General features: G+C 62.9%; 20 protein-coding genes. All 20 read right to left on the bottom strand.

Going from position 1 to position 26,561, the window contains the following annotated elements; genetic code table 11:
- Positions 1–72: 72 nt before the first annotated feature.
- Complete coding sequence (locus HX830_RS10810; protein WP_103495971.1) at positions 73–999, bottom strand: ketoacyl-ACP synthase III; 927 nt, start codon at positions 997–999, stop codon at positions 73–75.
- Between the two features lie 229 nt (positions 1,000–1,228).
- A complete protein-coding gene (gene pseI / locus HX830_RS10805) occupies positions 1,229–2,281 on the bottom strand; it encodes a pseudaminic acid synthase (RefSeq protein WP_152738483.1) in 1,053 nt (350 codons plus the stop codon).
- Entirely contained in the window at positions 2,274–3,779 is a 1,506-nt protein-coding gene (gene pseG, locus HX830_RS10800) for a UDP-2,4-diacetamido-2,4,6-trideoxy-beta-L-altropyranose hydrolase (protein ID WP_177100104.1), read from the bottom strand. Before pseG ends, pseI begins: the two co-directional genes overlap by 8 nt.
- On the bottom strand, positions 3,776–4,486 hold the full coding sequence (gene pseF, locus HX830_RS10795) for a pseudaminic acid cytidylyltransferase (RefSeq protein ID WP_177100102.1): 711 nt from the start codon (positions 4,484–4,486) through the stop codon (positions 3,776–3,778). The genes pseG and pseF overlap by 4 nt, the downstream gene beginning before the upstream one ends.
- Positions 4,483–5,103: a pseudaminic acid biosynthesis-associated methylase gene (locus tag HX830_RS10790; RefSeq protein ID WP_152738474.1), complete on the bottom strand. Its 621-nt coding sequence runs from the start codon at positions 5,101–5,103 to the stop codon at positions 4,483–4,485. The genes pseF and HX830_RS10790 overlap by 4 nt, the downstream gene beginning before the upstream one ends.
- A 34-nt stretch (positions 5,104–5,137) precedes the next feature.
- Positions 5,138–6,307, bottom strand: coding sequence for a UDP-4-amino-4,6-dideoxy-N-acetyl-beta-L-altrosamine transaminase (gene pseC, locus HX830_RS10785; protein ID WP_177100100.1), 1,170 nt, complete (start codon positions 6,305–6,307; stop codon positions 5,138–5,140).
- Positions 6,304–7,305 (bottom strand): UDP-N-acetylglucosamine 4,6-dehydratase (inverting), encoded by a 1,002-nt coding sequence (gene pseB, locus HX830_RS10780; RefSeq protein WP_177100097.1) that lies wholly within the window; start codon positions 7,303–7,305, stop codon positions 6,304–6,306. Before pseB ends, pseC begins: the two co-directional genes overlap by 4 nt.
- A 30-nt stretch (positions 7,306–7,335) precedes the next feature.
- Complete coding sequence (locus HX830_RS10775; RefSeq protein ID WP_177100096.1) at positions 7,336–10,278, bottom strand: TIGR00180 family glycosyltransferase; 2,943 nt, start codon at positions 10,276–10,278, stop codon at positions 7,336–7,338.
- A gap of 53 nt (positions 10,279–10,331) precedes the next feature.
- Positions 10,332–11,066: a cephalosporin hydroxylase family protein gene (locus HX830_RS10770; protein WP_370868268.1), complete on the bottom strand. Its 735-nt coding sequence runs from the start codon at positions 11,064–11,066 to the stop codon at positions 10,332–10,334.
- A gap of 20 nt (positions 11,067–11,086) precedes the next feature.
- On the bottom strand, positions 11,087–12,157 hold the full coding sequence (locus HX830_RS10765) for a class I SAM-dependent methyltransferase (RefSeq protein WP_177100094.1): 1,071 nt from the start codon (positions 12,155–12,157) through the stop codon (positions 11,087–11,089).
- Entirely contained in the window at positions 12,147–13,004 is an 858-nt protein-coding gene (locus HX830_RS10760) for an NAD-dependent epimerase/dehydratase family protein (protein WP_103495997.1), read from the bottom strand. Before HX830_RS10760 ends, HX830_RS10765 begins: the two co-directional genes overlap by 11 nt.
- A gap of 5 nt (positions 13,005–13,009) precedes the next feature.
- Positions 13,010–14,236, bottom strand: coding sequence for a class I SAM-dependent methyltransferase (locus tag HX830_RS10755; RefSeq protein WP_103495981.1), 1,227 nt, complete (start codon positions 14,234–14,236; stop codon positions 13,010–13,012).
- Positions 14,233–14,793 (bottom strand): dTDP-4-dehydrorhamnose 3,5-epimerase family protein, encoded by a 561-nt coding sequence (locus tag HX830_RS10750; RefSeq protein ID WP_177100092.1) that lies wholly within the window; start codon positions 14,791–14,793, stop codon positions 14,233–14,235. The genes HX830_RS10755 and HX830_RS10750 overlap by 4 nt, the downstream gene beginning before the upstream one ends.
- Positions 14,790–15,872, bottom strand: coding sequence for a CDP-glucose 4,6-dehydratase (rfbG, locus tag HX830_RS10745; RefSeq protein WP_177100090.1), 1,083 nt, complete (start codon positions 15,870–15,872; stop codon positions 14,790–14,792). Before rfbG ends, HX830_RS10750 begins: the two co-directional genes overlap by 4 nt.
- Positions 15,854–16,627 (bottom strand): glucose-1-phosphate cytidylyltransferase, encoded by a 774-nt coding sequence (gene rfbF, locus HX830_RS10740; protein WP_103495984.1) that lies wholly within the window; start codon positions 16,625–16,627, stop codon positions 15,854–15,856. Before rfbF ends, rfbG begins: the two co-directional genes overlap by 19 nt.
- 170 nt (positions 16,628–16,797) lie before the next feature.
- A complete protein-coding gene (locus HX830_RS10735) occupies positions 16,798–20,391 on the bottom strand; it encodes a glycosyltransferase (RefSeq protein WP_177100088.1) in 3,594 nt (1,197 codons plus the stop codon).
- A 112-nt stretch (positions 20,392–20,503) separates the two neighbouring features.
- Entirely contained in the window at positions 20,504–22,069 is a 1,566-nt protein-coding gene (locus HX830_RS10730; RefSeq protein WP_177100086.1) for a flagellar hook-associated protein 3, read from the bottom strand.
- 13 nt (positions 22,070–22,082) lie between these two features.
- Positions 22,083–24,131, bottom strand: a complete 2,049-nt coding sequence (flgK, locus tag HX830_RS10725; RefSeq protein ID WP_177100084.1) for a flagellar hook-associated protein FlgK — start codon at positions 24,129–24,131, stop codon at positions 22,083–22,085.
- Positions 24,132–24,141: 10 nt separating this feature from the next.
- Positions 24,142–25,437, bottom strand: coding sequence for a flagellar assembly peptidoglycan hydrolase FlgJ (flgJ, locus tag HX830_RS10720; RefSeq protein ID WP_177100082.1), 1,296 nt, complete (start codon positions 25,435–25,437; stop codon positions 24,142–24,144).
- A gap of 10 nt (positions 25,438–25,447) precedes the next feature.
- Positions 25,448–26,557, bottom strand: coding sequence for a flagellar basal body P-ring protein FlgI (locus HX830_RS10715; protein WP_152738450.1), 1,110 nt, complete (start codon positions 26,555–26,557; stop codon positions 25,448–25,450).
- Between the last annotated feature and the right edge of the window lie 4 nt (positions 26,558–26,561).

Below are 26,561 nucleotides of genomic sequence, written 5' to 3'. Positions count from 1 at the left end.
CCCTCAACATCCGCGCAAAAAAATGGCGCTCAAGGTTATCTCACCTGGAGCGCCATTTTGCGACCCTTGGCATCAAGGCCGATGAATAATCGCCGATCCCCACGACAAGCCCACGCCAAAGCCACTGAGGGCCACGCGCTTCCAGGTCGAGTCCAGGACATGTTTCTCCAGCAACAACGGAATACTCGACGACACCGTGTTACCGGTCTCAACCATGTCCTTGATGAACTTCTCCGGCTCGCCCTCGAAACGCCGCGCCACGGCATCCACGATCGCCGCGCTGCCCTGGTGAATGCAGAACGCATCGATATCGTCCGCCTGCAGGCCGGACTCTTCCAGCAACTCGTGCAGGTGCGCCGGAACCTTGAGCAAGGCGAAGTTGAAGACCTGGCGGCCGTTCATGAAAAACACGCCATTGCTGACCTTCAGATGCGGCGCGCCGGACCCGTCGGTGCCGAACTTGGCCTTGCCCAACTGCCAGGGCGCGTCTTCACCCATCCAGGTGGCCGTCGCCGCATCGCCGAAAAGCATGGTGGTGTTGCGATCTTCCGGATCGACGATCTTCGAATACGGGTCGGCGGTGACCAACAGGCCGTTCTTCAGACCCGCCGCTTCCATGAAACCCTTGATCGCGTAGATGCCATAGACATAACCGGAGCAACCCAGGGAAATATCGAACGCCGCCACGTTGGTGGGCAGGCCGAGTTTGTCCTGGACGATGGCGGCGGTATGCGGCAGGCCTTCCTCATCGCCGTTCTGGGTGACCACGATCAGTGCGTCGATGGATTCGCGCTTGAGCTCGGGATTGCGGGCGAACAGCGCATTCACGGCTTCGACACACAGGTCCGAGGTTTCCTGACCGTCATCCTTGCGTGGCAGGAAGGCCGAACCGATCTTGCCGAGGATGAAGGCTTCATCCTTCTCGAATTTTGCACCTTGTGCGTAATTGTCCACGCCGGCTACAGGCACGTAGCTCGCAATGCTCTTTATGCCAATCATTACGGCTTCCCAATAATAAACAGCTGAAAACCCTCGTTCACCAGGACCAAGGGCTGCCGACAAACAGAGATTTGACGCCGCCCACGGGGGAGCGACTGCCGGAAGAGTAAAAGGCTATCACCGGACCCTTTATGAGCCGGGCGCCATCTTCCAGGTCGATACAATACAGTGAAGATGCGCGTTATGACTCGCAGGTCACGCTATTTTGCCGAATCAGCGCGACAAAACACTATTCGACCAGCGACCAGGACAGCGGCGTCCCACGCTTGAGGGCCTGTCGGGCCGTGCGCCCGAGCACGGCGTCGAGATGCCGGGGTGCCAGTCCCAGGCCGGGGCGGATCGCCCGCAGGTTGTCGGCGCTGAAGGTTTCCCCCACGGCCATATCACGGGTGATATACAGCGAGCGGCGATACACCAGGGACTTGCGTTCCGCCTCGGTGACGCCGTAGTGCACCTGGCCCAGGGCCTGCCAGGCGCGTTCGGTCTCGATGACCAGGCTGGCCAGTTCCGCCGGCTCCAGGGAAAAGCTCGAGTCCACCCCGCCATCAGCGCGATCCAGGGTGAAATGTTTCTCCACCACCGTTGCCCCCAGGGCCACCGCGGCTACCGCCACCCCCACGCCCATGGAGTGATCGGACAAGCCGACCTGGCAGCCGAACAATTCGCGCAGGTGAGGAATGGTTCGCACATGGCTGTTTTCCGGGCTGGCCGGGTAGGTGCTGGTGCATTTGAGCAGTACCAGGTCCTTGCAACCGGCAGCCCGGGCGGCGCGCACGCTCTCATCCAGCTCGGCGACACTGGCCATGCCGGTGGAAATGATCAGCGGCTTGCCGGTCGCGGCCACACGCCGGATCAACGGCAGGTCGGTGTTTTCGAAGCTGGCGATCTTGTAGGCCGGCACGTCGAGGCTTTCGAGAAAGTCCACCGCCGTTTCATCGAAAGGCGTGGAAAACGCCAACATGCCCAGCTCCCGGGCACGGGCGAAGATCGGCGCGTGCCACTCCCAGGGCGTATGGGCCTTTTCATACAAGGCATAGAGCGACGAGCCAGCCCATAGGCTGGCCGGGTCCTGGATAAAGAACTCGCCTTCGTCCAGGTCCAGGGTCATGGTCTCGGCGGTATAGGTTTGCAGCTTGAGCGCATGGGCACCGGCCTTGGCCGCCGCTTCGACAATGCGCAGCGCCACCTCCAGCGACTGGTTATGGTTGCCGCTCATCTCGGCAATGATGAAGGGTGGCGCGTCCGCGCCTATCACCCGCTGGCCGATCTTGAAACTAGTCATGGTGCTGATCCTTTACCACGCGCTCGAAACGGCAAGCCGACTGGACATAGCCGCCGTGACGGAACAATTCGATGGAAGCCGGATTATCCGGCAGTACCTGGGCGTCGATCACCGTCACCTGCGGCCAGTGCTCGCCCACGACGGCTTCGCCACGAGCCAGCAGCACCCGGCCCCAACCGAGGCCGGCGCGGCCCTGGAACAGATACAGCGAGACTTCCGCGCGACTGCCCGCCAGATCGTAGCGCAGCACGCCCACCGGGCCATCCGCGGCCTCGGCGATCAATAGCAGGCGTCCGGGGTTGAGCAGGCTCGCGGCCAGCCAGGCCTGATGCGCCTCCCAGCCGATGGGCTCGGGACTCAACGAGGCACGGCGTACCGACTCGGCATTACGGCCGTCGAACAACAACTGCGAATCCGCGACCGTGGCCCGCCGCAAGGCCAGACTGGAGCCGGCCAAGGCCACGGCAAACCGTCGCGCCCCCAGCCCATCCACCAGACGCCGCGACTGTGCGGCCAGGCTGCGCCGCAGACTGACATTGCCCAGGACAAAACCGATGGCCTGGCGCAGGCTGTCGACCGTCACCTCATCGCTGCTGCCCAGGTAGACATGCACCCCGGCGGCCGCCAGCCGCTCGGCATTCGCCCGCTGATTCTCCGCCACGGCAATGCACAGGGTCGGCAGGCCGAGGACCGCACGTTCCCAACTGGTACCGCCACCGGCCCCGATAAACAGATCGGCCCGGGCCATCAGCGCGGCGAAATCGCTGACAAAAGTCTGCACCCGCCACTGCGGACGATCAACCGCCATGGCCTGGATCGAAGCCAGCATCGGGTTGGCGGTGCCGGCGATAAAATCCACTTCCAACTCGTTGAAGTCCGCCAGGGCCTGCATGGCCTTCCAGGTTTCGCCGGCCGCATCCAGGCCGCCAAAATTCACCATTACCCGCCGGGGCTGCAAGACGATCGGCACAGCCCCCTGGCGGAACTCATCACGAATCAGCGCGTAACGGGGACCGAAGAGCTCACGGCAGGGCCGCAAGCAGCGGTGGGCGTACTCGGGGTCGCCGGCGGTGAAATTCTGGTCGAAGAGCAGATCCACGGCATGCTGGCGATTGTTCAGGTCGTCGATCGCCGCAATCTGCCGCGCCCACTGGCGAGCGGCGGTTTGCCAGGCGTGATCGAGGCCATAGTGATCGACGATAATCCAGTCGAAGACCGGCTCGGTGACCAGGCAGGCACCCAGCGCGGCGATATCCGCCTGCCACGGCAACGGGGCCTCGATGTCCGCACCGGGCTCCTCGCCTGCGTACTCGGCCGGCAACGCCAGGGCCTGAAAGCCCTGCTCGGCGATGCGTGCCAACGAATGGCCGGGCAAGGCCCGACAGGCGAACAGCACCTCGGCGCCGCCACTGCGCAGCACTTGCGCGAGGCTCAGGCAGCGCGCCACATGCCCGCTGCCAATGGCCGGCGAGGCATCGGCACGGATCAACACTCTCATGGCTCCAGCTCTCCACCAACCAGCAACGCGCTGTAAAGGTACTCGGCGCGCCGCCAGTCCTCGTCGGTGTCGATGTCCTGGACCAGATGGCGCGGCAGGATGACCGGCAGGCTTTTTTCCGAAAACAGCACGTCGCCTCGCAGCCAGGCCGCGCTGCGCCCCCAGTAGAACTGCCCGGCATCCTGGAAGGCGCGGGGCAGATCCTGGGAACGGGTCTGTCGATGCTCGGGATACAGCGGCGTCAGCGCGCCGTCCGCGCCGAGCGTCAAAGCGCGCTGTACCGGAAAACCGAATTCGCAAACCGAAAACGCAAAGGACTTTTCAGCATGGGCTTCGAGCAGCTCCAGCCCCTGGCGCAAAAAACGCGCCTGCAACAACGGCGCCGTGGCGTAGATACAGCAGGCATGCTCAAACAGGTATCCGGCCTGCTGCAAGGCCTCCACCGCATGGGCGATCACAGCGGCAGTACCGGTGAAATCATCGGCCAGGGCCGCCGGACGCATAAACGGCACCTGTGCCCCCCGGGCCCGGGCCAGGGCAGCGATTTCCTCGTCATCGGTACTGACAATCACCCGCTCGAACAACCCCGAATCGAGCGCCAGGCGAATCGAACGGGCAATCATCGGCTCGCCATGGAACAGCTTGAGATTCTTGCGCGGGATGCGCTTGCTGCCACCACGCGCCGGAATGATTGCAATCGCACTCAAGGACGTTTTTCCAGCAGGAACCAGTTGATATCGTCGGTCGGAAACTGCGGATCGCGGTGGTAACTGAAGCCGTAGTCCAGCAGTTGCAGGTCCGGATAACGATCGAGCATTTCCCCGGCAAAGTCACGCTTGAACAACTTGCCGCTGTTACCACGATAGGACACTTCCACCGGCACCGGGTTGTAGTACTCGGCAATCAGGATATAGCGTCCGCTCAGGGTATATAGCTGATCATAGGCCGTGGCCAGCAGCTCAGGCGCCAGGTGGATCAGCACGCCCTTGCTCAGGGTCAGGTCGAAGGTCCGCTCGCGCGGGTAATCGAACAACGAGCCGTGCCAGATCTCGGCGATGCCCAGGTCACGGGCCTGCTCGCAGGCCTTGGCGTTGATCTCCACGCCCTGCAGGGCGCACTCGGGCAGGAGCTGGTGCAAGGCCAGCAGGTTGTTGCCGGTGTTGGTGCCCAGTTCCAGCAGGCTGGAGAGCCGGCCGGTGCGCGCCAGGGCCTTGGCGAACAGCGCCAGGTTGGCGGCGACCAGCGCCTGCCCCTGGTTGCGACCCACGTATTGGTCGCCGAACTCGCCACGCCAGAACACTTCCTGTTCGCTGAACTCACGCATGTCGGGTGTTTATCCTCGGGCCATTGAGCGTCGTTTAACCGACAAGATTTCGTAATTGTTCGACCACATAGTCCTGCTGCTCCTCGGTGAGCAGCGGGAACAACGGCAGGCTGAGGGCTTCGCCGAAGTAACGCTCGGCTTCGGGGAAGTCACCGTCCTTGAAGCCCTGCTCGCGGTAGTAGGGTTGCAGGTGCACGGGAATGTAATGCAGGTTCACCCCGATGCCGGCTGCGCGCAAGGCGTCGAAGACTTCGCGCTGGCTGACCCTCATCTGTTCAAGCTGCAAGCGCACCACGTACAGGTGCCAGGCGGACTCGGCACCCGCCTGGGCCACCGGCAATTGCAGCGGCAGGTCGGCCAGCAAAAGGTCATAGCGGCCGGCCAGTTCACGGCGACGGGCGACAAAGCTGTCGAGCCGGGCCGTTTGCGACAGCCCCAGCGCGGCGTGCAGGTCGGTCATCCGGTAATTGAAGCCCAGTTCCAGTTGCTGGTAGTACCACAGCCCTTGCGCGGGAACGTTCATCTGCGCCGGATCACCGGTGATCCCATGGCTGCGCAGACGACGCAGGCGCTCGGCCAGTTCGGGGCTATTGGTCAGGACCATGCCGCCTTCGGCCGAGGTGATGATCTTCACCGGATGGAAACTGAAGATGGTCATCGCGGCAAAGGCACCGCAACCCACCGGTCGCCCGAGGTAGGATGCGCCGACCGCATGGGACGCATCCTCGATCAGCGTGAAGCCATAGCGCTCGGACAATGCGGCGATGGCGCGCATATCGCAACTCTGGCCGGCAAAGGCCACGGCCACCACCACCTTGGGCAACCGCCCGCTGGCCTCGGCAACCTCAAGTTTGCGCGCCAGCAGGCCGGCATCGAGATTCAAGGTCAGGGGGTCGATGTCGACGAAGTCCACCTCGGCGCCGCAGTAGCGAGCGCAGTTGGCCGAGGCGACAAAGGTATTCGGGCTGGTCCACAAGCGATCCCCCGGCCCCAGGTCCGCCGCCAGGCAGGCGATATGCAAGGCCGCCGTGGCATTGCACACCGCCACGGCAAAATCGGCCTGGCAATGTTCGGCCAACGCCGCCTCGAAGCGCGGGATGGTCGGTCCCTGGGTCAACCAGGGCGACTTGAGCACCTCGACCACCGCATCGATATCGGCCTGTTCGATGCTCTGGCAACCATAAGGAATCTGATAAGGCGTCATACCGGCAGCCCGGCGTGCAGATCGGCAATCTGCATCACGTTCAGGAAGTCTGGGTTGGTATCGGAACGGTATTCGAAGTCCTCATCCACCGCCTTGCCGCGCTCTCCCAGACCGTCCACGGCGAAATCGACATCGACGCTGGTGAAACGAATCGATGGCTGGATGGTGTAGTGGTCGGCGAACTCCAGGGTCATGCGCGCGTCGTCCAGCGGCACCATCAACTCATGCAGCTTCTCGCCCGGCCGAATGCCCACGTGTTTGTGCGGCAGATGCCCGGCCATGCCGGACGCCAGGTCGACGATGCGGATCGACGGGATCTTCGGTACGAACACTTCACCACCGTGCATGCGCGCGAAGCTGTCGAGCACGAACTGCACACCATGGTCGAGGGTGATCCAGAAGCGGGTCATGCGCTCGTCGGTGATCGGCAGTTCCCGGGCCCCCTCGGCAATCAGCTTGTTGAAAAACGGCACCACCGAACCCCGAGAGCCGGCCACGTTGCCGTAGCGCACCACGGCAAAGCGGGTCGCCTGCTCGCCGGCGATATTGTTGGCGGCGACGAACAACTTGTCCGACAGCAGCTTGGTGGCCCCATAGAGGTTGATCGGGCTGGCCGCCTTGTCGGTGGACAGGGCGACAACCTTCTGCACGCCATTATCGATGGCCGCGGCAATGATATTTTCCGCCCCGTTGACGTTGGTGCGAATGCACTCGGTGGGGTTGTACTCGGCCGCCGGCACCTGTTTCAGGGCCGCGGCATGCACGACAAAATCGATCCCGCGCATGGCCAGGCGCAAGCGCTCGGCATCCCGGACATCACCGAGAAAATAGCGCATGCACGGCGCGTTGAACGTCTGCTGCATCTCGTACTGCTTGAGCTCGTCGCGCGAGAACACCACCACCCGCCGCGGCTGGTACTGCTCCAGCAGACGACGGATGAAGTTGCGGCCGAACGAGCCGGTGCCGCCGGAGATGAAAATCGATTTGCCGTTGAACATACCGTGAGTCCCTTTAACTGTCTGCCAGGCTTAAACGAGCAACTGCGCCCATCCCACTGGACTGGCACTGCCCAGACTGAAACCTTTTCCTGTCAGGGACAGGTGCGGGTTGTAGGCCGGGTCGCGCTGGAAGTTCACCGCCCACTTCTCGAGCAGGGCCGCCAGAGCCTCTGGCGCCTCGGGCAGAAGACCCGGGTGGAACACTTGCACTTGCGGCGTCCACGACACCAGGCCGCCGACCTGGCCGATCTTGAGACACAGATCGACATCGGCGAAGGCCTCGGCGAAGTCGCCTTCGTCCAGGCCACCGACCGCCTCGAAGAACGCCTTGCGCACCATCAGGCACGCCGCCGAGACCGCCGAATAGTTCTGCTCCACCGCCAGCCGCTGCATATAGCCCCTGGCATCCGTCTTTTCACCGACAAAAGGCGAACCGACACCACCGTTCAAGCCGAGAATCAGCCCGGCCTGGGAGACCTTGGTATCACGGCTGTAGAGCTTGGCGCCGACCACGCCGACTTCCGGGCGCAAGGCCTGGTTGAGCAGCGACTCGATCCAGTTGGGGTTGACCACTTCGCTGTCTTGCGCGAGCAGCACCAGGTACTCACCCAGGGCCTGATCTGCCGCCGCGTTGCAGAATGCCGAGGTGCTCGACCAGTCGGCTTGCAACACACTGACTTTACCGGCCTGAGGCTGTTCTCGGAGCCAGGTCGCGAGGGCTTCGCTGTAGCTCGGGTGATCGGCCACCAGCACTTCGTATTTCAGGTAGCGGGTTTTTTGCAGCACTGCGCTCAGGCAGCGCTCCAGTTCGGCGAAGTCGGCCTGGCCATGGAGAATGATCGACACCAGCGGGCGTTCGGTATGCCGATAATCGACAAAGTAGCTGCCCGGATTCTGCGAAGTGACCTGGGCCTTGTAGCCCCGCGTGCCCAGATGGCGCAGCAACGCCAGGCGCTCATGGGCGTTCTCTTCAAGTGCCGGTACGCTGGAAATCAGCAATGGCTCGTCCAGATGGGCCAGTCCGGCCATGCCGCCCTGCTCGATCAGACGCAGCAGCAGATCGAATTCCAGGGCTTTGCTGAAGTCGGCCTTGTAGCCGCCAACCTCCAGCAACACTTCACGGCGAATCAACCAGTGCCTGGCCATCAGCGCCGGTACGCTTTGCAGCAGGTCGAGGTTGAAGCTCGGACGGAACACATCGATCAGCGCGCCATTGGCGTCGCGCTGGATTTCATCGGTGGCCACCGCACGGCAACCTTCGGCCTCACGCAGTTCGAGACTGGCGCGCAACAGGCCACTGGCGGTGAACTCATCCCCCGCCTCGGCCAGTAGCAACCAGTCACAGGGCAGTTGGCGGATCGTCTGGTTCAACTTGTCGACCAGATTGCCCGGTGTCACCCGGATAAAGTGCAAGGTGTTCTGCAGGGTAGTCGCCGCCTGCGGCTCGCCCGTGGTGAAGACGACGATGCGGAAGGCCTTGCTGTGCCCTTCCAGCAGGCTGTCGAGGGTGACCTGCAACTTGCCGATGTCGTTGTTCAGGTCCAGTACCAGCAGGCCGAAGACCGGACCGCTGCCCTGCGCGATCTGGTAATCGCCAATCACCTCAAGCTCGCCGGCGGACGGCTCACGGGCTTTCAGCCAGTCGAGCAGGCGTCCCGAGAGCATCGCCTCGAAGGTCGAGCGATTGTCTTCGGTGGAAACGGCGTCCAGGCGCTCGGCCCAGGCGAACATATCCCGCGCCTCTTCCTCTTCGCCGAGAATCTCCAGTTGCCGGGCCAGGCGCTTGACCACCCGCCGGTTGAACAGGTTGCACTCCTGGGCCTGCCACAGGCGGTCCGCCACGCTTTCCGGGGTGTCGTTGTTGTGCGCGCGCATCAGCGCGTCCTGACGGGTCCATACACCCTCCAGTCCCATCAGTTGCACACGACCGGCCGGCATCGCATGGAGCAGGAATTCGAACTGGGTCAACTGATCGAAAAATGCCTGGTTGTAGTAAGGCATTTCCACGTACTGCTTGGGCCCGAAGCGCCGCACGGGTGCGTCCTTGATGCTGATCCAGGTGGACTCGAACAGCCCTTCCATGGTCAGTGCCCGCCCAGTGCGCAAGCTGTCGGTCATGGCTTCGAAACTTTCCAGGGCGAAGGCTTTGCCCTGTGCCGGATCAAGCCCTTCGATCGCGGTAGGCAGGGAGGCCAGGAACTCGGCAAAGGCCTCGCGTTCGGCCACCGACTTGGCATCGGTGTAGGTCAGCGAGTGGTAGACCTCGGTGCTGTGTTCCGAATCGCCATAGTTGACCTCACGGACCACATAGGGAATCGGCAGGATCCGCGCCTTGGCCCGGGCGAGCATGTAGTAGACATGGCCGATTTCCTGCCATTGGAAACTGGTGCCTTCAGGCAAGGCCGAATGCCAGTCGCGCATCAGGGCGGTACGATGGACGGCGTAGAACGGCGGCAGGTATTGGTACATATAGTCCACCACGCGATCCTGGGCCCGCTCGGAGGCGTAGTCCTCACAGACCTTCTTGTCGCGACGGTAGTAGCTGACGCTGCCCGCCAACGACAGGTACATCATGCAGTAACCATGGCACATGCCGTAGTCGGCATTGTTCTCCAGGAACGCAACCGCCTCGGCCAACGCCCCGTGAACGATAAAGTCGTCGTCGGCGGCAAACACCATGTACGGCGTGGTCACGCTCATCACGCCATGGGCGAACTTGTTCTGCAATTTCCAGTAGTCGTACTGCGGCACGTGCAGGTACTCGATCGAGTCATGCCCCTGCGCGACTTCGGCGTAGGCCACGGGGGAAGAGTCCAGCACCAGCAGTTTGCAAGGCAACGCGCTATAGAACTTCACCGCCCGACGCAGGAACGCCGGCCGGTTATGGGTAACCAGCACCACGGTCAACAAATCACCCAGGAGCTGCACATTCCCCTGACGCGATGCCTGTTCAGAAACGTACTTGCCTTGCATAACCTTTCCCCAAAACTGCGAATCGACCAATGAACTCAGGATGATGTGGCTATTTAGCGAACCCGGCGCAGGTAGCCGTCAGGCGCGACGGTGACCAGCAGCTTGTTCTCCAGCTGCTTATCGATCTCGAAATCGCTGTTCTCTTGCAGGTACGCCCAGACCGCGGTCTTCGGGTTGTCACCCGGGCCCCATGGACGATCAGGGAAAAACTCCGGCGGCATGTCCTCGACCACCGTATCCATCACCACGCAGTAGCTGCCGACGGAAACCAGCGGCGCGTAAAGGCGCAGCTCTTCCAGTACGTGATCGTGGGTATGGTTGGAATCCAGGACCAGGATGACCTTCTTGCCCGCGGCAGCCGCACGGACCTGCTCGGCGGTCGACTGCTCGATGCTCGAACCCTCGATCATGCGGATGCGCTTGCTCATCGGATGGCTCTCGATGGCCTCGCGGTTGTGCCGGCGGATATCAAGGTCGATGCCCAGCACTTCGCCGTGGCCTTGCAGCTCAAGCAGCGAGGCGTAGTAGATGATCGAACCGCCATGGGCGATACCACACTCGATCACCAGGTCCGGCTTGACCTGCCAGATGATCTCCTGCATCGCCATCATGTCCTGGGGCAGTTGAATGATCGGCCGGCCCATCCAGGAGAAGTGGTAGCTGTACTTGTGCTTGGCCGACTCGTTGAAGAAGTCGCGGGCCAGGCCCTGGAGTTTTTCGTCCTGGCCCTGGGCGGCGATTTCGGCTTGGCATTCGGCTTCGAAGGCTTGCATAACGGTCTTGGTCATCATTCAGTCTCGGCAAAAGTTCATTGAAAGGAGGCGCTGTCGACGGCGTGGTAGACGTAACGTCCGCCCGTCATGCGCTTGATTTCTTCGAGGTAATTGGAGTTCATCACAAACAGGTTGGCGCCAATGGGCAAGGCATCCAGGGCTTCCTCCGGCGACGACACGCGCACACCGCTGAGGGGCAGATAGCGCCCCTGCTTGGCCGGGTTGATATCCACCACCTGGTCCACCGCCACTCCCGCCCGCTGCAGGAACAGCGAATAGATCACCCCCTTGGAGGACGCGCCCCAGATACACGAGCCTTGCTCGGGCGCCTCGCGGATGATGCGGATCGCCTTGGCCAGGCTGGCGGTGAAGTCATTCGGCAGCTGTTGGCGCGGAACCGGCTCGGTCGGCGTCAGGCGCAGGCTGCCGAGGTCGGCGACGATATACAGGTACTGCCCGCCGAACAGATGGCCGGCCTCGTGCACGGTGCCGAACAAGCGGCGCAGGTCATCGAGACGGAAGTAGTTGACGTGTTCGTAGAACAGGTCGAACCAGGCCCGGTGCTCGACGATCCAGTCAAAGCACGGCACCTCGATATAGATCTGCCCGCCCTGGTTGGCCTCGGCCATCGCCGCCAGGAACGCCACCGGGTCGGCGATATGCTCCAGCACGTGGCGCAACACCAGGGCATCGGCGGCCAGGCCGAGGCCACGGGTGAACGGTGCCTTGATCACTTCGGGGTTGCTGCCTTCGTAGGCCGGGTCGATACCGGTGATGGCGTAGCCGAGGCCGCGCAGCAGCTCGAGGAAATAACCCTTGCCGCAACCGACCTCAATCAGGCTCCGGCCCTTGAAGTGCCGGGCAATGATGCCTTCCACGTCGCTCAAGTGCTGCTGGAACTGGCCGGAATGGGCCTGCTCGTTCTGATAGTCGCTGTCGTAGCTCAACTTGTCGGCATCGAAGGCCTGGTTGAAGATCAAGCCGCTGACTTCGTCCTGTACCAGCACGATATCGGCGCGGGCCGAAGCCCTGGCCGAGGCCGCGTCGGCAAAGGTGCGGTTTTGCAGGACCGGCAGATCACCTGCCCGATACAACTCATGCGCCATGTTCGACTCCCAGTAGCTGTTGCAGTCGCTCGGCCACGGCCCAGAACGCCATGGGCTCGTGACTGGCATAACCGTAGTGACCCAGGTTCAGCGCGATGGACGATCCGCGCTCGCGCAGACGCTGCTCGACCAGGGTCCGGACCGCAATCGGGCGGCCGCTGGCGCAATTGACCACGCCGGAAAAATCCCGCTGTTCCAGCAACCGGGCCAGGTAATCGGCGGCCACTTCAATGGCCAGGTAATCACGCAGTTGCTCGCCGGCCGACATGTTGAAGTGACTGTCACCGGCCGCGATGGCACGGTCCAAGCTGGCCAGCAGGCTGTTGGGGTTCTGCCCCTCGCCATGCAAATAGAACAGGCGCGCCCACTGCAGGTTGAACGGCATCTGCTGGCGCAACGTCTCCAGGAACAGGCGCAGGGTGTTCTTCGCCAGTCCGTAGGGATTGCTCGGCTGCGCCGGCGTCGCTTCGCTCAACGGCCCACTCTGCAAGCCATATTCGAAGCAGGTGCCGGTCACCAGGACCTGGGGCACACCGGCTTCGACCGCCTGCTTGATAAAACGGTAATCGGCGAACAGGTTGTGTTCGAAGTGAAACAGCGCCTGGTAGTTCGGCAACCCCGGCCAGGCCAGGTGGGCCAGGGCATCGACGCCCTGGGTCAGCATGGCAACATCAAGGTCCACGGCATGCACGTCGGCGGCGATAAACTCCACATCGTCGATCCACGGCAACTTGCGCGCGGCCTCGGGATCGCGAGCCACGGCCCGCACCGAATGCCCGCGCGCCAGCAAGGCCGAGACCAGATGGCGACCGACAAAGCCGGTCGCACCGGTCACCAGCACTTTCAGGCCGCTCACAGGATCGTCAACTCGGGTACGGCGACGACAAAACGCCCGCCCCATTCACGCACCACGGCCTGCTGCTGACTCACTTCCTGCAACAGGTTCCACGGCAACACCAGCACGTAGTCGGGCTTTTCCGCCTCGATACGCTCAGGCGAGACCACGGGAATACGACTGCCAGGGAGAAACTTGCCCTGCTTGTGCGGGTTGGCATCGGCGACCCAGGCCAGCAGGTCCGGACGGACCCCGGCATAGTTGAGCAAGGTGTTGCCCTTGGCCGCCGCGCCATAACCGACCACGCGCTTGCCTTCGGCCTTGGCCTGCAACAGGAAACGCAACAGCTCGTGCTTGATGCGCTCGGCGGCCGGCGCCAGGGTGGCGTAGAACGCCGGGGTTTTCACCCCCGCGGCCAGCTCGGCGTCCAGCACCTGGCGGACCACCGTCTGCACCGGGCGACGCGCACCGTCGGCGCGCTGCACGAAGACCCGCAGTGAACCGCCATGGGTCGGCAAGCCGCCGACGTCGAAGATTTCCAGGCCATTGCGCACGCACAAGGCCTGCACCGCGGTCAGCGACAGGTAGGAATAGTGCTCGTGATACAAGGTATCGAACTGCTTCCCGGCAATCAGGGCCAGCAGGTGCGGGAACTCGAAGGTGGCCACTCCCGTGGGCTTGAGCAGCGTCGCGAAGCCCTGGAGAAAATCATTGATGTCCGGCACATGGGCCAGCACGTTGTTGGCCGCCATCAGGTCAGCCGCCCAACCCTCCTCGCGCAACTGCAACGCGGTATCGCGCCCGAAGAACAGCTCGCGGATCTCCAGGCCTTTGTCCCGCGCCGCCTGGGCGGTGCTGCGGGTCGGCTCGACACCCAGGCAGCGGATACCGCGCCCGGCGACATACTGCAGCAGGTAGCCATCGTTGGCGGCCACCTCCACCACGCGGCTGTCCGCGGTCAGTTCGAAGCGCTCGACCATCTCGGTCACATAGCGCTCGGCATGCTCCAGCCAGGTACTGGAAAACGAACTGAAATAGGCGTAGTCGGCGTCGAACAGCGTATCGGCACGGGTGTAGTCCTCGGTCTGCACCAGCCAGCAGCCCTGGCACACCGCGACTTTCAACGGCAGCCACGGCTCGGCCTGCTCCAACTGGTCAGCCCGCAGGTAGGCATTGGACGGTGGCGAAGTCCCCAGATCGATCAACGGCAAGACCAGCGGGGTGCCGCAACCTCGGCAGTTCATAAACGCACTCCAGGGAAAGACGCATCGATCAGGGGGTGACTGCTGTCCCTGGGCGACAGATTTTTGACAGCCTCGGGCCAGGCGATTGCCAGGCGCGGGTCGAGCACTGACAGACCGCCCTCGGACGCGGGCGTGTAGTCGGCGCTGTGCAGGTAAAGCAGTTCAGCATCGTCGCTGAGGGTCTGGAAACCGTGGGCGAAGCCGGCGGGAATCAACAGGCCGCGACCGTCGCCGGCACGCAGGTACTCGGCGTGCCAATGCAGGAAGGTCGGCGAATCCGCACGCAGGTCCACCGCCACATCCCAGACTTCGCCACGCAGGCAGGTGATCAGCTTGGCCTCCGGGGCCTGGGCATTCTGATAATGCAGGCCGCGCACGCTGCCACGCTCGCGGGTGCAGGAGTGGTTGATCTGGCGGATATGAAACGGCTCGCCGAACGCACTCAGGCTGCCTTCGCAGAACAACCGGGAAAAATGCCCGCGCTGATCGGCGTGATGCTTGTGCTGTACGCTGAACAGCCCCTTGAGGGGCAAGGCATGAATCAGGAACTCACTCAAAGCTCACCCCGGTACAGATTCAATTGCGCCAGGGTCACGCTGCGCATGTCCTCGGCGTTTTTCCAGGCCAGGTGCCAATCGAGGGTGTGTTCCAGGCATTGCTGCAAGGACCAGCGCGGTTGCCAGCCGAGCAACTGCCGGGCGCGACTGCTGTCCAGGCGCAACAGACCGGCCTCGTGCAGCTCGCTGGGCTCGACCCGCAGGCCCGGCGCCTGGGGCCAGCGCCCGGCGAGTCGAGCGACGACGTCGCCGACACTGCACATGTCGTCCTCGCCAGGCCCGAAGTTCCACGCCCCGGCCGCTTCCGGCCCACGCTCATACAGCGCGGCGGCCAGTTGCAGGTAACCGGCCAGCGGCTCCAGCGCATGCTGCCAGGGCCGTACCGCCTGTGGATAACGCAGGGTCACCGGCTCATCCGCCGACCAGGCCCGGAGCACGTCGGGAATCAGCCGTTCCGGGGAGAAGTCGCCGCCGCCCAGGACGTTGCCGGCCCGCGCGGTCGCCACCGCCAGGCCATGGGCCTCGTAGCGTTCGGCCGGGAAAAAGGAGGCCACATAGGACTGCGCCAACAGTTCGCAACAGGCCTTGCTGCTGCTGTAGGGATCATGGCCGCCGAGGGCTTCGTTCTCGCGATAGGGCCAGGCCCACTCCTGGTTGGCGTAGACCTTGTCGGTGGTGACCAGCACACAGGCACGCACCCCACCGACCTGACGAATCGCTTCCAACAGGTTGAGGGTACCCATGACATTGCTCGAATAGGTGCCGAGCGGATCGCGATAGGCTTCGCGCACCAGCGGCTGGGCCGCCAGGTGCAGGACAATTTCCGGTTCGGTCTCGGCGATCAGTTCAAGCAAGGCGCCGAGGTCGCGCAGGTCGCCGCGCTGGTCGTTGAGACTCTCGCCGACCCGGGCCAGTTCGAACAGGCTGGGGTCGGTACTGGGATCGAGGGCGAAGCCGCTGACCTGGGCACCCAGGCTCTCGAGCCACAGTGCCAACCAACTGCCCTTGAACCCGGTATGGCCGGTCAGCAGGACCCGCTTGCCGCTCCAGAATGCCCGGCTCAGTCCCACTGCTTCCATGGGGCCTCCCCGCTCTGCCACAGTTGCTCCAGGTGATTCTTGTCCCGCAGGGTGTCCATCGGATGCCAGAAGCCGTCGTGCTGGAAGGCGTTCAGTTGCCCCAGGGTGGCCAGTTCGGCCAAGGGTTCGGCTTCCCAGACGGTGCTATCGTCACTGAGCAGCGACAGCACCTTGGGCGACAGGACGAAGAAACCGCCATTGATCCAACCGCCATCGCCACGGGGCTTTTCGATAAAGCCACGGACCATGTCACCGTCGCGCTCCAGCGCGCCGTAGCGGCCTGGCGGCTGTACGGCAGTGACCGTCGCCAACTTGCCGCTGGAAAGGTGGAAGTCCACCAGCGCGCCGATGTTCAGGTCCGAGACGCCGTCGCCGTAGGTGAAGCAGAAGGCCTCTTCGTTCTCCAGGTAACGCCCGGCACGACGCAGGCGGCCGCCGGTCATGGTGTCTTCGCCGGTGTCGATCAGGGTAACGCGCCATGGCTCGCTGTAGTTCTGGTGAACGTCCATGCGATTGTTGCTCATGTCGAAGGTGACGTCGGAGGTGTGCAGGAAGTAGTTGGCGAAGAAGTCCTTGATGGCGTAGCCCTTGTACCCCAGGCAGATCACGAAGTCGTGGATACCGTGGGCCGAGTACTGCTTCATGATGTGCCAGAGAATTGGCTTGCCGCCGATCTCGATCATCGGCTTGGGCTTGAGGTGCGATTCCTCGCTGATCCGCGTGCCCAGGCCACCCGCCAGAATAACTGCCTTCATCAACGTCCCCTCTTGTTCGACACAGGGCCTGCTCAGGCGCTGTGGGACTTCCCAGACTGCCGGGTCAAATCGCGCCAGCGGCACGCGGCCCGTGGGCCGCGTCGCCAAATGCACGATTTATGGCGATATGCAGGGGGACTTGCAGGAAACGCGCCAGCTCCACAGCGGGATCAATCGGCCAGCCAGCCGTTCTCCCAGTAACGCAGGTTGTCGCCACGCAACATGTAGTCGCGCAGGACGATCTCACGCAGTTCATCCCCCATGCGGTAGCTGGCATCGGGATCGGACAGGTGCATGCGAATCGCCTGCAGCCACTCATCGGTGGAGTTGCTCTTGACCTTGGTGCACGGCAGGTAGCCGGTATAGGCCTTGGTATCGGTGCAGATCACCGGATAGCCGCAGGCGCCGTATTCCAACAGCCGCAGGTTGCTCTTGCAGTCGTTGAAGATGTGGAACTCCAACGGCGCCAGGGCCAGGTCCAGGTTCAGGCTGGCCAGCTTCGCCGGGTACACCTCCAGCCCGATCACCCCATGGAACTCATGCATGTAAGGGCGCAAATCGTCCGGGCACATGCCGAAAAAGACCCAGTCGACCTCTGTCGCCAGCTCGCGCACGACCTCGGCGATCACCGCCAGATCGCCGGAGTGACTGGTACCGCCGCCCCAACCGACACGGGGCTTTTTCGAGGTCCGGCGCTGTCCCTTCAAGCCCGTCCACAGGTGGGTCGCGAGCATATTGGGAACGACCCGGATATCGCTGTGCATGGACGACAGGGCATCGGCCAGCGGCTCGGTCGACACCACGACCCGATCACACAGGCCGATGCCGCGACGAACCAGCGCCTCCATCTCGTCACGGGTCGGCATGTTGCGCACATGGGCGTTTTTCTTGGTCGGCTGGATCACATAGTCATCCAGCTCGTAGACGCGCCGGGCATTCGAGTAAGTCTTCAGTGGCACGCACTCATTGATCGGCCCTTCGGTATAACGCCCCTGCAGCACGATAACGTCAGGAGACTGACGCTCCACTTCGATAATCGACGGCATTTCATACATGACCCGCCCCACCGCCCGCCCCGCGGCCTGCAGTTCGATCAGTGGCTGCGTCACCCGGTAATGGCCGATGGCCGAGGCATTCACCGGAATGGCCAGAACCCTCGGCAGGCTGCGAACCGAAAACGGACTCCAGCCGGACAGCAAACCCGGCTCAAGACCAAAACTGCCGTTGCCCATGGCGCGCAAGCCAAGGTTGGGGTTGTAGGCAGGATCCCGAGCGATCACGGGCAGCCAGCGCAGGTAGAATGCCTCTTGCTCACGCTCACGCTCGGCTTGCTGGTCCGCCTCGAGCATAACGCTTGGGCGAGCCCCCAGGGCCAGTTGTGCATGCGGGGTCCAAACCACCAGATAACCGCTGCGCCCGATCTTCAAGCACAAATCGACTTCACTGAGCGTCTGCACAAACTGTGCTTCATCCAGCCCCTGCACATGATCGAACACGCTCTTGCGCACCATCAGACAATCGGCGCCGACCGCACTCAGGTCATGGGCCACCTGCAAACGATGCATGTAACCCGCGGACTGCAGAGACTCGCCATAGAAAGGCACGCCTGCCGGCCCATGCAACCCAAGCACCAGACCGGCATGTACCACACGCCCGTCGGCATTGAACAACTTGGGGCCCACTACGCCGACTTCCGGACGCTGCGCATGGTTGAGCATCTCGTCGAGCCAGAAGCCGTCGGTCACCACCAGATAGGGGTTGAACAGCAACAGATAGTCGCCCCTGGCGTGCCCGGCAGCGGCGTTGATGACGGCAGCCTGGCCCTGCTGGGCAAAGGTCAATACGCGCAAACGCGCGCTACCCATGCTCGCCATGGCGCTCAGCCAAGCCAGCGCCTCGGGACTTTCACTGCCGTTGTCCACCAGCAGCAGCTCGTATTCGCTGTAAGCGGTTTTTTCCAACAAGGTTTCGACACAACGCTGCACCGCCGCCAACTGATCCTTGCAGACGATGATGATCGAGACCAGCGGTCGATCGGCGTGCAGATAATCCACACGGTTGAACAGCGCCTGCCCTCTGTCACGCAACTCATGGGCCACGCCGAGACGCTGCAGATGCGCCTCGAGCAGGGGGGCGTTGCGCTCCAGCAACTCGGGCAGTGACATCCACTGCGAAAGCGAAAACACCGACTCCACCAACACCTCGGTGATATGCCCGACCACCTGGGTACCGAATTGCTCGACCAGCCGCCAAAGCAGGTCGTGAGGCGCCAATTCACCGTGTCGCGATTCAAAGCCACCGAGCGCCAGGAAAGGCTCGCGCTTGAAGGCCAGCGCACGCCCCACATACGGATAGCTGCGCATCAGATCCAGGTTGAAGTCGGACTTGAACACCGGCTCCGCCGGCTCGCCATCGCGCAAACAGCTCTCGTCGCTATAGAAACAGCATTCCTCCCCGGCCTGCACGATGCGATCAGCCAGCACCAGCAGCGCGGGTTCCACCAGGCGATCCCCGGCACGCAACAGATAAAACCAGTCGGCGCCGTCAATCTGGGCCAACAACTCATTGAGTTGCTGCTGCCAGTCCTCCAGCAAAGGCAAGGTAAATACCCGGTCCAACAGCACGGCTTCGCTACAGGCGTCGGACAGTACCAGTGTCAACTCCGCGGGATAGAGCTGCCCGGCCAGACTCTGCAGGGAACTGTCCAGGGCGGCGAAACTGCCCTCGCGATCGATCACCACCGCCACGATCTTCGGCTGCCACGGCCACTCGAGCAGAGCATCGGGCAGCAGTTTGCGCTCGGGTTCCGTCAGGGTCCGACACGCCAGCCACTGGGCATACATTTCGGAAAAACTGTCGCTGGTAACGCCGACGCGCCAAATCTCGGTAGTCTGCTTGGTGCCCAGGGTCCTCAGCAACGCCAGTTCGCCCCAGACCCGTGGCGACTCATCGGCACGGGTCAGCGGCAACAAACGGACCCAGCCAGGGGCCGGAGCCGACTCACCACTGCGCGCCTTGAGCATTTGCAGTAGCCATTCACGCTCCGAGAGCAGCGCATCAAGCATCGCCTGCTGCCGGCTGGGTCGCTCCGGGTAACGGCGCTCGACACTCAGGACGTGGTTCAGCATCACCATATTGCCACGACGCAACAGGCAGATATAAAGCGCGAACTCCAGTGAAGCAACAAAACAATGCCCCGGCTGGGTCAAGGCGGGCAGCCATTCCAGCACATCCGCACGGCGCAACAGCGCATTGCTGAAACCACCCAGGATATTGACCGGAAAGGTCTCGAAAATCGCCAGCAGGTCTTCGCCCTTGAAGACCGAGCAAGTAGGCGCCAACGTAGCGTTCTCAAGACGAATCGGCAGTTGCAGATCGTCAGCGTCCCAGAACATGCGTTGCGCCAGCACCAGATTGACGTCGACCTGCTCGGCCAGCACCCGTGCCTGGCGCTCGATACAGGCGCCAAACAGCTGGTCGTCATCATAGAGAAACTTGATGAATTCGCCCCGGGCCAACTCAAGCCCCGCGAGCACGTTAGCCACATGCCCCAGCTTGCGCGCGTTACGGACATAACGTACCGCCCGCCCCGCCTCTTCACTCATGGTCTCGACCAGACGGCCAATTTCGTCATCCTGGCTGTCATCGCACACGATGATTTCGAGATTGCCGTAGCTCTGGCCCAAGGCACTGTGCAGGGCTTTGCCAAAAAAGCGTGGATTGACGGCGGGAATGACGAGACTGACGAGTGGGACTGGGTTCACGACGGGGCTCGCAAGCGGCGCGACTCACCCGATCGGACGAGCCACTGGAACCGCTGAAAAAGGCGGTTGATGGAGGCGCGAGAGCCACGATGGCTCCCGCGCCCGGGTCGAATCAGATCTTGTTGAACAGGCCCAATTGACTGATTTTGCTGAAGGCCAACTGCGCCGCCTGCAACATGGTCTGCTGCAGGGTCAGCTGGGTCATGACCGCCGCCGGATCGGCGTTGACAATCACCCCCTGGCTGGTGGTGTTGGCTATGACCAGGCTCTGGTTGGTGGCGTCCTGGGCATCCAGGACCTGGCCGCGAGTACCGATGGCAGTGACCGCACTGCCCGCCTGCTCCATGGCGCTGGTGACGTTGCTGACACCGGCGTTCATGGTCGCCAGCAGTTTTTGCTGGGCAACCGGATTGCCATCGGCCGGCGTGTTCAACGCACCAATCATCTGGTTCAGGGTGTCGAGGATATTCTGGGTCTGATGATTGTTCGGCTGGACCACAAACTGGTCACCGGCAGTCGGCGCACCGCTCAAGGTCAGACTGACCCCCGCCGCCGTCGCCGTCGAACCGGCCATGGTGCCTGAGGACACCGGCCGGCTGCTGGCCGTGATCGGCGAGGCGTAGAGATCATAGTTCGTGGCACTGGTGAACTTGAGAATCGCCCCGCTGGTAGGGAAGGTGCTGTCGTAGGCCGCCTGGTTGGTTGTCGTCGCCCCGGTCACCACCGTGGTCGACGGGTTGCCGGCGCTGCGCGAGGTATTGAAGGTATCCGGCTGCGCCGCCAAGGTAAAGGTATGCCCGGCAATCACGGTGTCCGGCACATCGCCGGACTGCAGGTTGAGGTTCAGACCCAGGTCCACGCCACGGAAGGTGACCGTCTGGTTCGCGCCGTTGCTGTTGCTGATCACGCCGTTCTGGCTGGCTTCGGAAGTGACGTCGTTGCCGCCGGCATCGGTGATCTTGATCTGGGTACTGCTGAGGAAGCTGACGGTATACGGCTGGCCGGCGGTGAACTTGGCGTCGTAGGTCGCACTGTTGCTGACCTGGCCGTTGGACAGGGTGACGCGACCGTCGTCCACGGCCGGCGAAGTCATGGTGACCTGGGTACGGGCGGTGTTGATCGACTGTTGGAACGCGTCCCAACCGGTCACGTTGCTGGCCACCGAATTATTGTCACCAACGGCCAGGTTCATCTGCGACTGATCGCCGTTGTAGCTGTAGGTGCCGTCGGAGTTGGCGCTATAAGGCGGAGTACTGGTCTTCGAACCGGCGAACAGGTAGTTACCGTTGGCATCCTGGCTGTTCATCAGCCCGAGGACCGTCTGCTGGATCTGCCCCAATTGCTGGGCGTAGGCCTTGCGATCGGCATCGGTGTTAGTACCGTTGATGGCCGACAGCCCGATTTCGCGGGCCGATTGCATGGCATTCTGAATCGCGGTCAAGGCCGTTTCCGACTGGCTGAACGAGCTTTTGAGCGAGCTGATATTACTCGAGTACTGGGTCAGCGCAGCGCTTTGCTGGCCCAGTTGCAACAGCCGCGCCGCGCCCACCGGGTCATCGGCGGCGGTGTTGAACTTGACCAGGCTACTGGCCTCGGCACTGGTCTTGAGCGTGTCGTTGTAGCCGCGCTGGTAGTTGGCAGCCGTGGTTTCGTAATACTGGGCGGTGGAAATGCGCATGAATCACGACTCCTTAAAGGCTGCTGAGCAGCGTGCTGAAGATGGCCTGGGCGGCTTTGATAATCTGCGACGCGGCCGTGTAGTACTGCTGGTACTTGACCAGGTTGGCGGACTCTTCGTCCAGGTTGACGCCGGACAGGGAGCTTTGAGCGCTCGTGGCGTTGGTCAGGATGGTCGTCGTCGCCGTGTTGTCCGAGGTCGCCTGGGCCGCCTTGGTACCGACAGTGGAGATCAACGAGCCATACGCATCGGAGATGCTGCTGCCGCCGCTCGTGGCACCGGTGCCCACGGTCTTGCTGTTTTGCAGGGCGGCCAGGGCGGTGCTGTTGCGGTTGTCCGAAGAGCCGGCACCGGTCATCGACATGGTGAAGCTTTCACCGGATTTCGGGTTACCGCTGACCGTGGTCTGAACCGTGAAGGTCTTCTGCACGCCTGCGCCGTCCAACACCGGGTTGCCGCTGGCGTCGACCATGTTGATTTTCAGGTTCAGTGTGTTGGCCTGCCCCGGCACGATGGTCCCGGTGCCCATCACGTTGCCCTGGGCATCGGTCAGGGTGTAGCCCTGGGTACCCGCGGTCGCACCGGTACCCGGTGCGCCGAAGACGATCTTGGCCGGCGTGCCGTACTGGATTGCATCCTGCAACTGCGCGTTGTTCGTCGCGTTGGACGTGCCCAACTGGTCAACCAGGGTCGGCTGGGTGTAGGTACCGCCGTTGTTGGCACTGGTGACACCGGCCAGCGGCGCCGCGGCGGCAATGTTCTGCGCGTTGGTCATCACCGTCTGGATATCACTGGCACCGCTGCGGGTCGGGGTCACCTTGAAGCTGTCGCCGGCACTCATCGCGCCGCCGGTCAGGCTCAGGGTGATCCCGTCGATCACCGGTGGCGGCGTGGTGGCGGTGCTGAAGGAGCCCATGGCGGTGCCGTCCGAGCGCGTGACGCTGTAGTTGGTCGCGCTGCTGAAGGTCACCTGGTAATCGTTGGTGGTCAGCGCACCGGTGTCGGCGATGGTCACGTTCAGGTTGCCGGAACCGACGCTGTTGTTCGCGTTGGCGATGCTGCGCTGGCTGATCAGGGTGGCGCTGTTGATATCGTTGAAGATCGGCGAACCGAAGTTGCCGTTCTTGTCGATGCCCTGGGCCTGCTGCTTGTTCATCTGGTCGGCCGCGACCATGGCAATACGCCCCAACGCGTTGATCGAAGGGTCGAGCACATCGCTGCGATAGCGCAGCAAGCCACCGATCTCGCCACCGGTCACGGTCGAGGTGATGTCGATGGTGCTGGTCCCGCGATCCAGTTGCAAGGCCGACTGGCTCGGGTCGTCCTTGCTCGGCACGGCGGACAGGGTGTTGGTGCTGTTGCCCATCACCAGCGGCTGACCGCTGCCGATGTAGACGTCATAACTCGAACCACGCTGAACCACCTGGGTACCGACCAGTTCGGACAGTTGGCGAACCGCCTCGTCACGCTGGTCCAGCAGGTCGTTCGGCGCACCGGCGGCGGTGCTGATCTTGGAAATCTGATCGTTGTACTGGGCGATGGTGCTCGCCAGCTTGTTCACCTGGCCGGCCATGTCCGACAGGTTGGTGTTGATCCCGGTGTTCTGGGCGCTCAACTGCTGGGAGAGGGAGTTGAGCTTGCTGCTCAACGCCTGGGCGCTGGCCAGCGTGGTCTGGCGGGACGCATCATCCGTCGGGGTGGTCGACACGCTTTGCAGGGAAGTGAAGAACTGCTGCAACGAAGCGGTCATGCCGGTGTTGGTATCCGACAGCATGGAGTCGGTCGGCGTGACCTGGGCCAGGTACGAGGACGAATCGCTGTTGAGCGAAGTCGCGGTTTGCAACTGCGCATCCAGGTAGGCACTGTAGACCCGGCGGACATCCGCCAGGGTCGTGCCGGTACCGATGAACACGTTGCCGTATTGCTGCGAGGCAGAGCTGGTCTGAACGGTTGACTGACGTGAATAGCCGGCCGTATCAACGTTGGAAATGTTGTTGCCGGTGGTGTTCAAAGCCGTCGAGGCCGCGTTCAACCCCGTCATACCAATATTGAGCAAGCTCATGATTCAGACCTTATAAATTCGTGGAAGCGCCCGCCGCAGCGTAGTTCTGGTAGCTCTTCATCTGTTTTGCTATTTGCGAAATCTTGCTGGCGTAGTCCGGGTCGGTGGCATACCCGGCCTTTTGCAACTCGCGTACAAACTGTTCAGGTTTATCGGCCGACTTCAGCACATCTTGATAGCGATTATTACTTTGCAGCATGGTCACCAGATCGTGGAAGCTGTCCTGGTAGGAGGCATAGGAACGGAAGTCCGCCGTCTCCTTGACCATCTGGCCATTTTTGAACTCGCTGGTGATGGCGCGGGCCTGCGGCCCTTGCCAACTGCTGCCGGCCTTGATGCCGAACAGGTTGTGACTGCTGCTGCCGTCCTGCTGGCGCATGACCGATTTGCCCCAACCGGTTTCCAGGGCTGCCTGGGCCACTAGGTAACGCGGGTCGACACCGATGCGCCTGGCCGCCTGTTCCGCCATCGGCAGCATGGTGGCGACGAATTCGTCGGGCGAACTGAACGCCTGTTTGGCCGGCGCCAACGGCGGCTGGGCCACGGCGCGACCATAGATCTGCATGCGCGTGGTAGGCACATTGCTCAAGCCGTGGATGGCCTGACCCTGGAGCACGGAATCGCTGGCGGCGCTGTTGCGCGCCGGCACAGCCTGGGCGTTGACCGTGGCCAGGCTGCCGTCGGCCGACGGCACCAGCCCGGCGACCAGGCGATCAGTCAACTTGCTCGGCAACGCCAGGCGGCGCTCGTTGAGCTTGGCCATGTCGTTGTGCAGGCTGCCGTCGCTGTTGTGGATCGGGCTGGCGACCCGCGAGGCCCACAACGGCCGCTGGCCATTGGAGCGCGCGAATGGTGAAGCCGCGGTCGCGGCCGTGGTGGTGCCAGCATTGATCGGTGTCGGCACCGGCGTTTCGCCCGCAACCGTACCGGCCGGCGGCCCGACCTTGAGCCCGCCCTGGGAGGGATGCGTCGGTTTGTTCTTGCTCATCTGGCGCACCAGCACATCGGCCAGGCCGATACCGCCACCCTGGCGCGACATGGTCACGGCCAACTGATGGTCGTACATTTCCTGGTATTGCTTGGTCGCCGGGGTATTGAGCGGATTGTCCTGGGCCATTACATCAGTGGCCGCGCGCGCGGACTTGAGCATTTCGCCAACGAACAGCGACTCGAACTCCTGCGCCACCTTGCGAATGTTGGCATCGCTGTCGCGGTTGCCGACCTTCAGGCTGTTCATCCGGTTCAGGTCGCTGTAGGCACCGGAGTCGCCGGTGCTTGCCAACCCGCTCTTGCGCATATCCACCATAGCGACGGCCTCAAATCACGATCAGGTCGGCTTGCAAGGCGCCGGCCTGTTTCAAGGCTTCGAGGATCGCCATCAAGTCGCCTGGCGCCGCACCCACCTGGTTCACCGCACGGACGATCTCGTCCAGGGTGGTCCCCGGGCCAAACTTGAACATCGGCTTGGCTTCCTGCTGGGCGTTGACCCGCGAACGCGGTACCACCGCCGTGGTGCCATTGGACAGCGGCCCCGGCTGGCTGACGATCGGGTCTTCGGTAATAGTCACGGTCAGGCTGCCGTGGGTCACCGCGGCCGGCGACACCTTGACGTTCTGGCCGATCACGATGGTACCGGTACGCGAGTTGATGATGACTTTCGCCACCGCCTGGCCCGGATCGACCTCGAGGTTTTCCAGCATCGACAGGTAGTCGACCCGCTGGCTCGGATCCAGCGGCGCGGTGACGCGAATCGAGCCGCCGTCGATGGCCTGGGCCACGCCCGGGCCGAGCAGGTCGTTGACCTTGTCGACGATCCGCTTGGCGGTGGTGAAGTCGGAACGGTTGAGGTTCAGGGTCAGGCTGTTGCCCTGGTTGAAACCACTCGGTACCGCGCGCTCCACCGAAGCCCCACCGGGAATACGGCCGGCCGACGGAACGTTGACGGTGATCTTCGAACCGTCCGCGCCAGAAGCATCGAAACCGCCCACCACCAGGTTGCCCTGGGCGATGGCGTAGACGTTGCCGTCGATACCCTTGAGCGGCGTCATCAACAGGGTGCCGCCGCGCAGGCTCTTGGCGTTACCGATGGACGAGACGGTGATATCCACCACCTGCCCCGGCTTGGCGAACGCCGGCAGGTCGGCACTGATCGACACCGCCGCGACGTTCTTCAACTGCACGGTACCGGCGTTGGCCGGCACCTTGATGCCGAACTGCGAGAGCATGTTGTTGAAGGTCTGCAGGGTGAACGGTGTCTGCGTGGTCTGGTCACCCGAACCGTTGAGACCGACCACCAGGCCATAACCAATCAGCTGGTTGGAGCGCACACCGGAAATACTGGCGATGTCCTTCAACCGCTCGGCCTGGGCACCGAGAGCGGTGGACATCAGCAGCACAGCCGCCATCAGATGCTTGAGATTGAACATGGTC

It is taken from the genome of Pseudomonas gingeri (genome assembly GCF_013385425.1).
Taxonomy (GTDB): Bacteria; Pseudomonadota; Gammaproteobacteria; order Pseudomonadales; family Pseudomonadaceae; genus Aquipseudomonas; species Aquipseudomonas gingeri_D.
The sequence above is the reverse complement of the archived record's forward strand: the minus strand, read 5'-3'. Positions and strand labels throughout refer to the sequence as shown.

What these genes read in the sequence shown, in the direction of transcription:
- HX830_RS10810 (WP_103495971.1), bottom strand. Translation starts at nt 999, where the DNA reads ATGATTGGCATAAAGAGCATTGCGAGCTACGTGCCTGTAGCCGGCGTG.
- pseI (WP_152738483.1), bottom strand. Translation starts at nt 2,281, where the DNA reads ATGACTAGTTTCAAGATCGGCCAGCGGGTGATAGGCGCGGACGCGCCA.
- pseG (WP_177100104.1), bottom strand. Translation starts at nt 3,779, where the DNA reads ATGAGAGTGTTGATCCGTGCCGATGCCTCGCCGGCCATTGGCAGCGGG.
- HX830_RS10790 (WP_152738474.1), bottom strand. Translation starts at nt 5,103, where the DNA reads ATGCGTGAGTTCAGCGAACAGGAAGTGTTCTGGCGTGGCGAGTTCGGC.
- pseC (WP_177100100.1), bottom strand. Translation starts at nt 6,307, where the DNA reads ATGACGCCTTATCAGATTCCTTATGGTTGCCAGAGCATCGAACAGGCC.
- pseB (WP_177100097.1), bottom strand. Translation starts at nt 7,305, where the DNA reads ATGTTCAACGGCAAATCGATTTTCATCTCCGGCGGCACCGGCTCGTTC.
- HX830_RS10775 (WP_177100096.1), bottom strand. Translation starts at nt 10,278, where the DNA reads ATGCAAGGCAAGTACGTTTCTGAACAGGCATCGCGTCAGGGGAATGTG.
- HX830_RS10770 (WP_370868268.1), bottom strand. Translation starts at nt 11,066, where the DNA reads ATGACCAAGACCGTTATGCAAGCCTTCGAAGCCGAATGCCAAGCCGAA.
- HX830_RS10765 (WP_177100094.1), bottom strand. Translation starts at nt 12,157, where the DNA reads ATGGCGCATGAGTTGTATCGGGCAGGTGATCTGCCGGTCCTGCAAAAC.
- HX830_RS10755 (WP_103495981.1), bottom strand. Translation starts at nt 14,236, where the DNA reads ATGAACTGCCGAGGTTGCGGCACCCCGCTGGTCTTGCCGTTGATCGAT.
- rfbG (WP_177100090.1), bottom strand. Translation starts at nt 15,872, where the DNA reads ATGGAAGCAGTGGGACTGAGCCGGGCATTCTGGAGCGGCAAGCGGGTC.
- rfbF (WP_103495984.1), bottom strand. Translation starts at nt 16,627, where the DNA reads ATGAAGGCAGTTATTCTGGCGGGTGGCCTGGGCACGCGGATCAGCGAG.
- HX830_RS10730 (WP_177100086.1), bottom strand. Translation starts at nt 22,069, where the DNA reads ATGCGCATTTCCACCGCCCAGTATTACGAAACCACGGCTGCCAACTAC.
- flgK (WP_177100084.1), bottom strand. Translation starts at nt 24,131, where the DNA reads ATGAGCTTGCTCAATATTGGTATGACGGGGTTGAACGCGGCCTCGACG.
- flgJ (WP_177100082.1), bottom strand. Translation starts at nt 25,437, where the DNA reads ATGGTGGATATGCGCAAGAGCGGGTTGGCAAGCACCGGCGACTCCGGT.
- HX830_RS10715 (WP_152738450.1), bottom strand. Translation starts at nt 26,557, where the DNA reads ATGTTCAATCTCAAGCATCTGATGGCGGCTGTGCTGCTGATGTCCACC.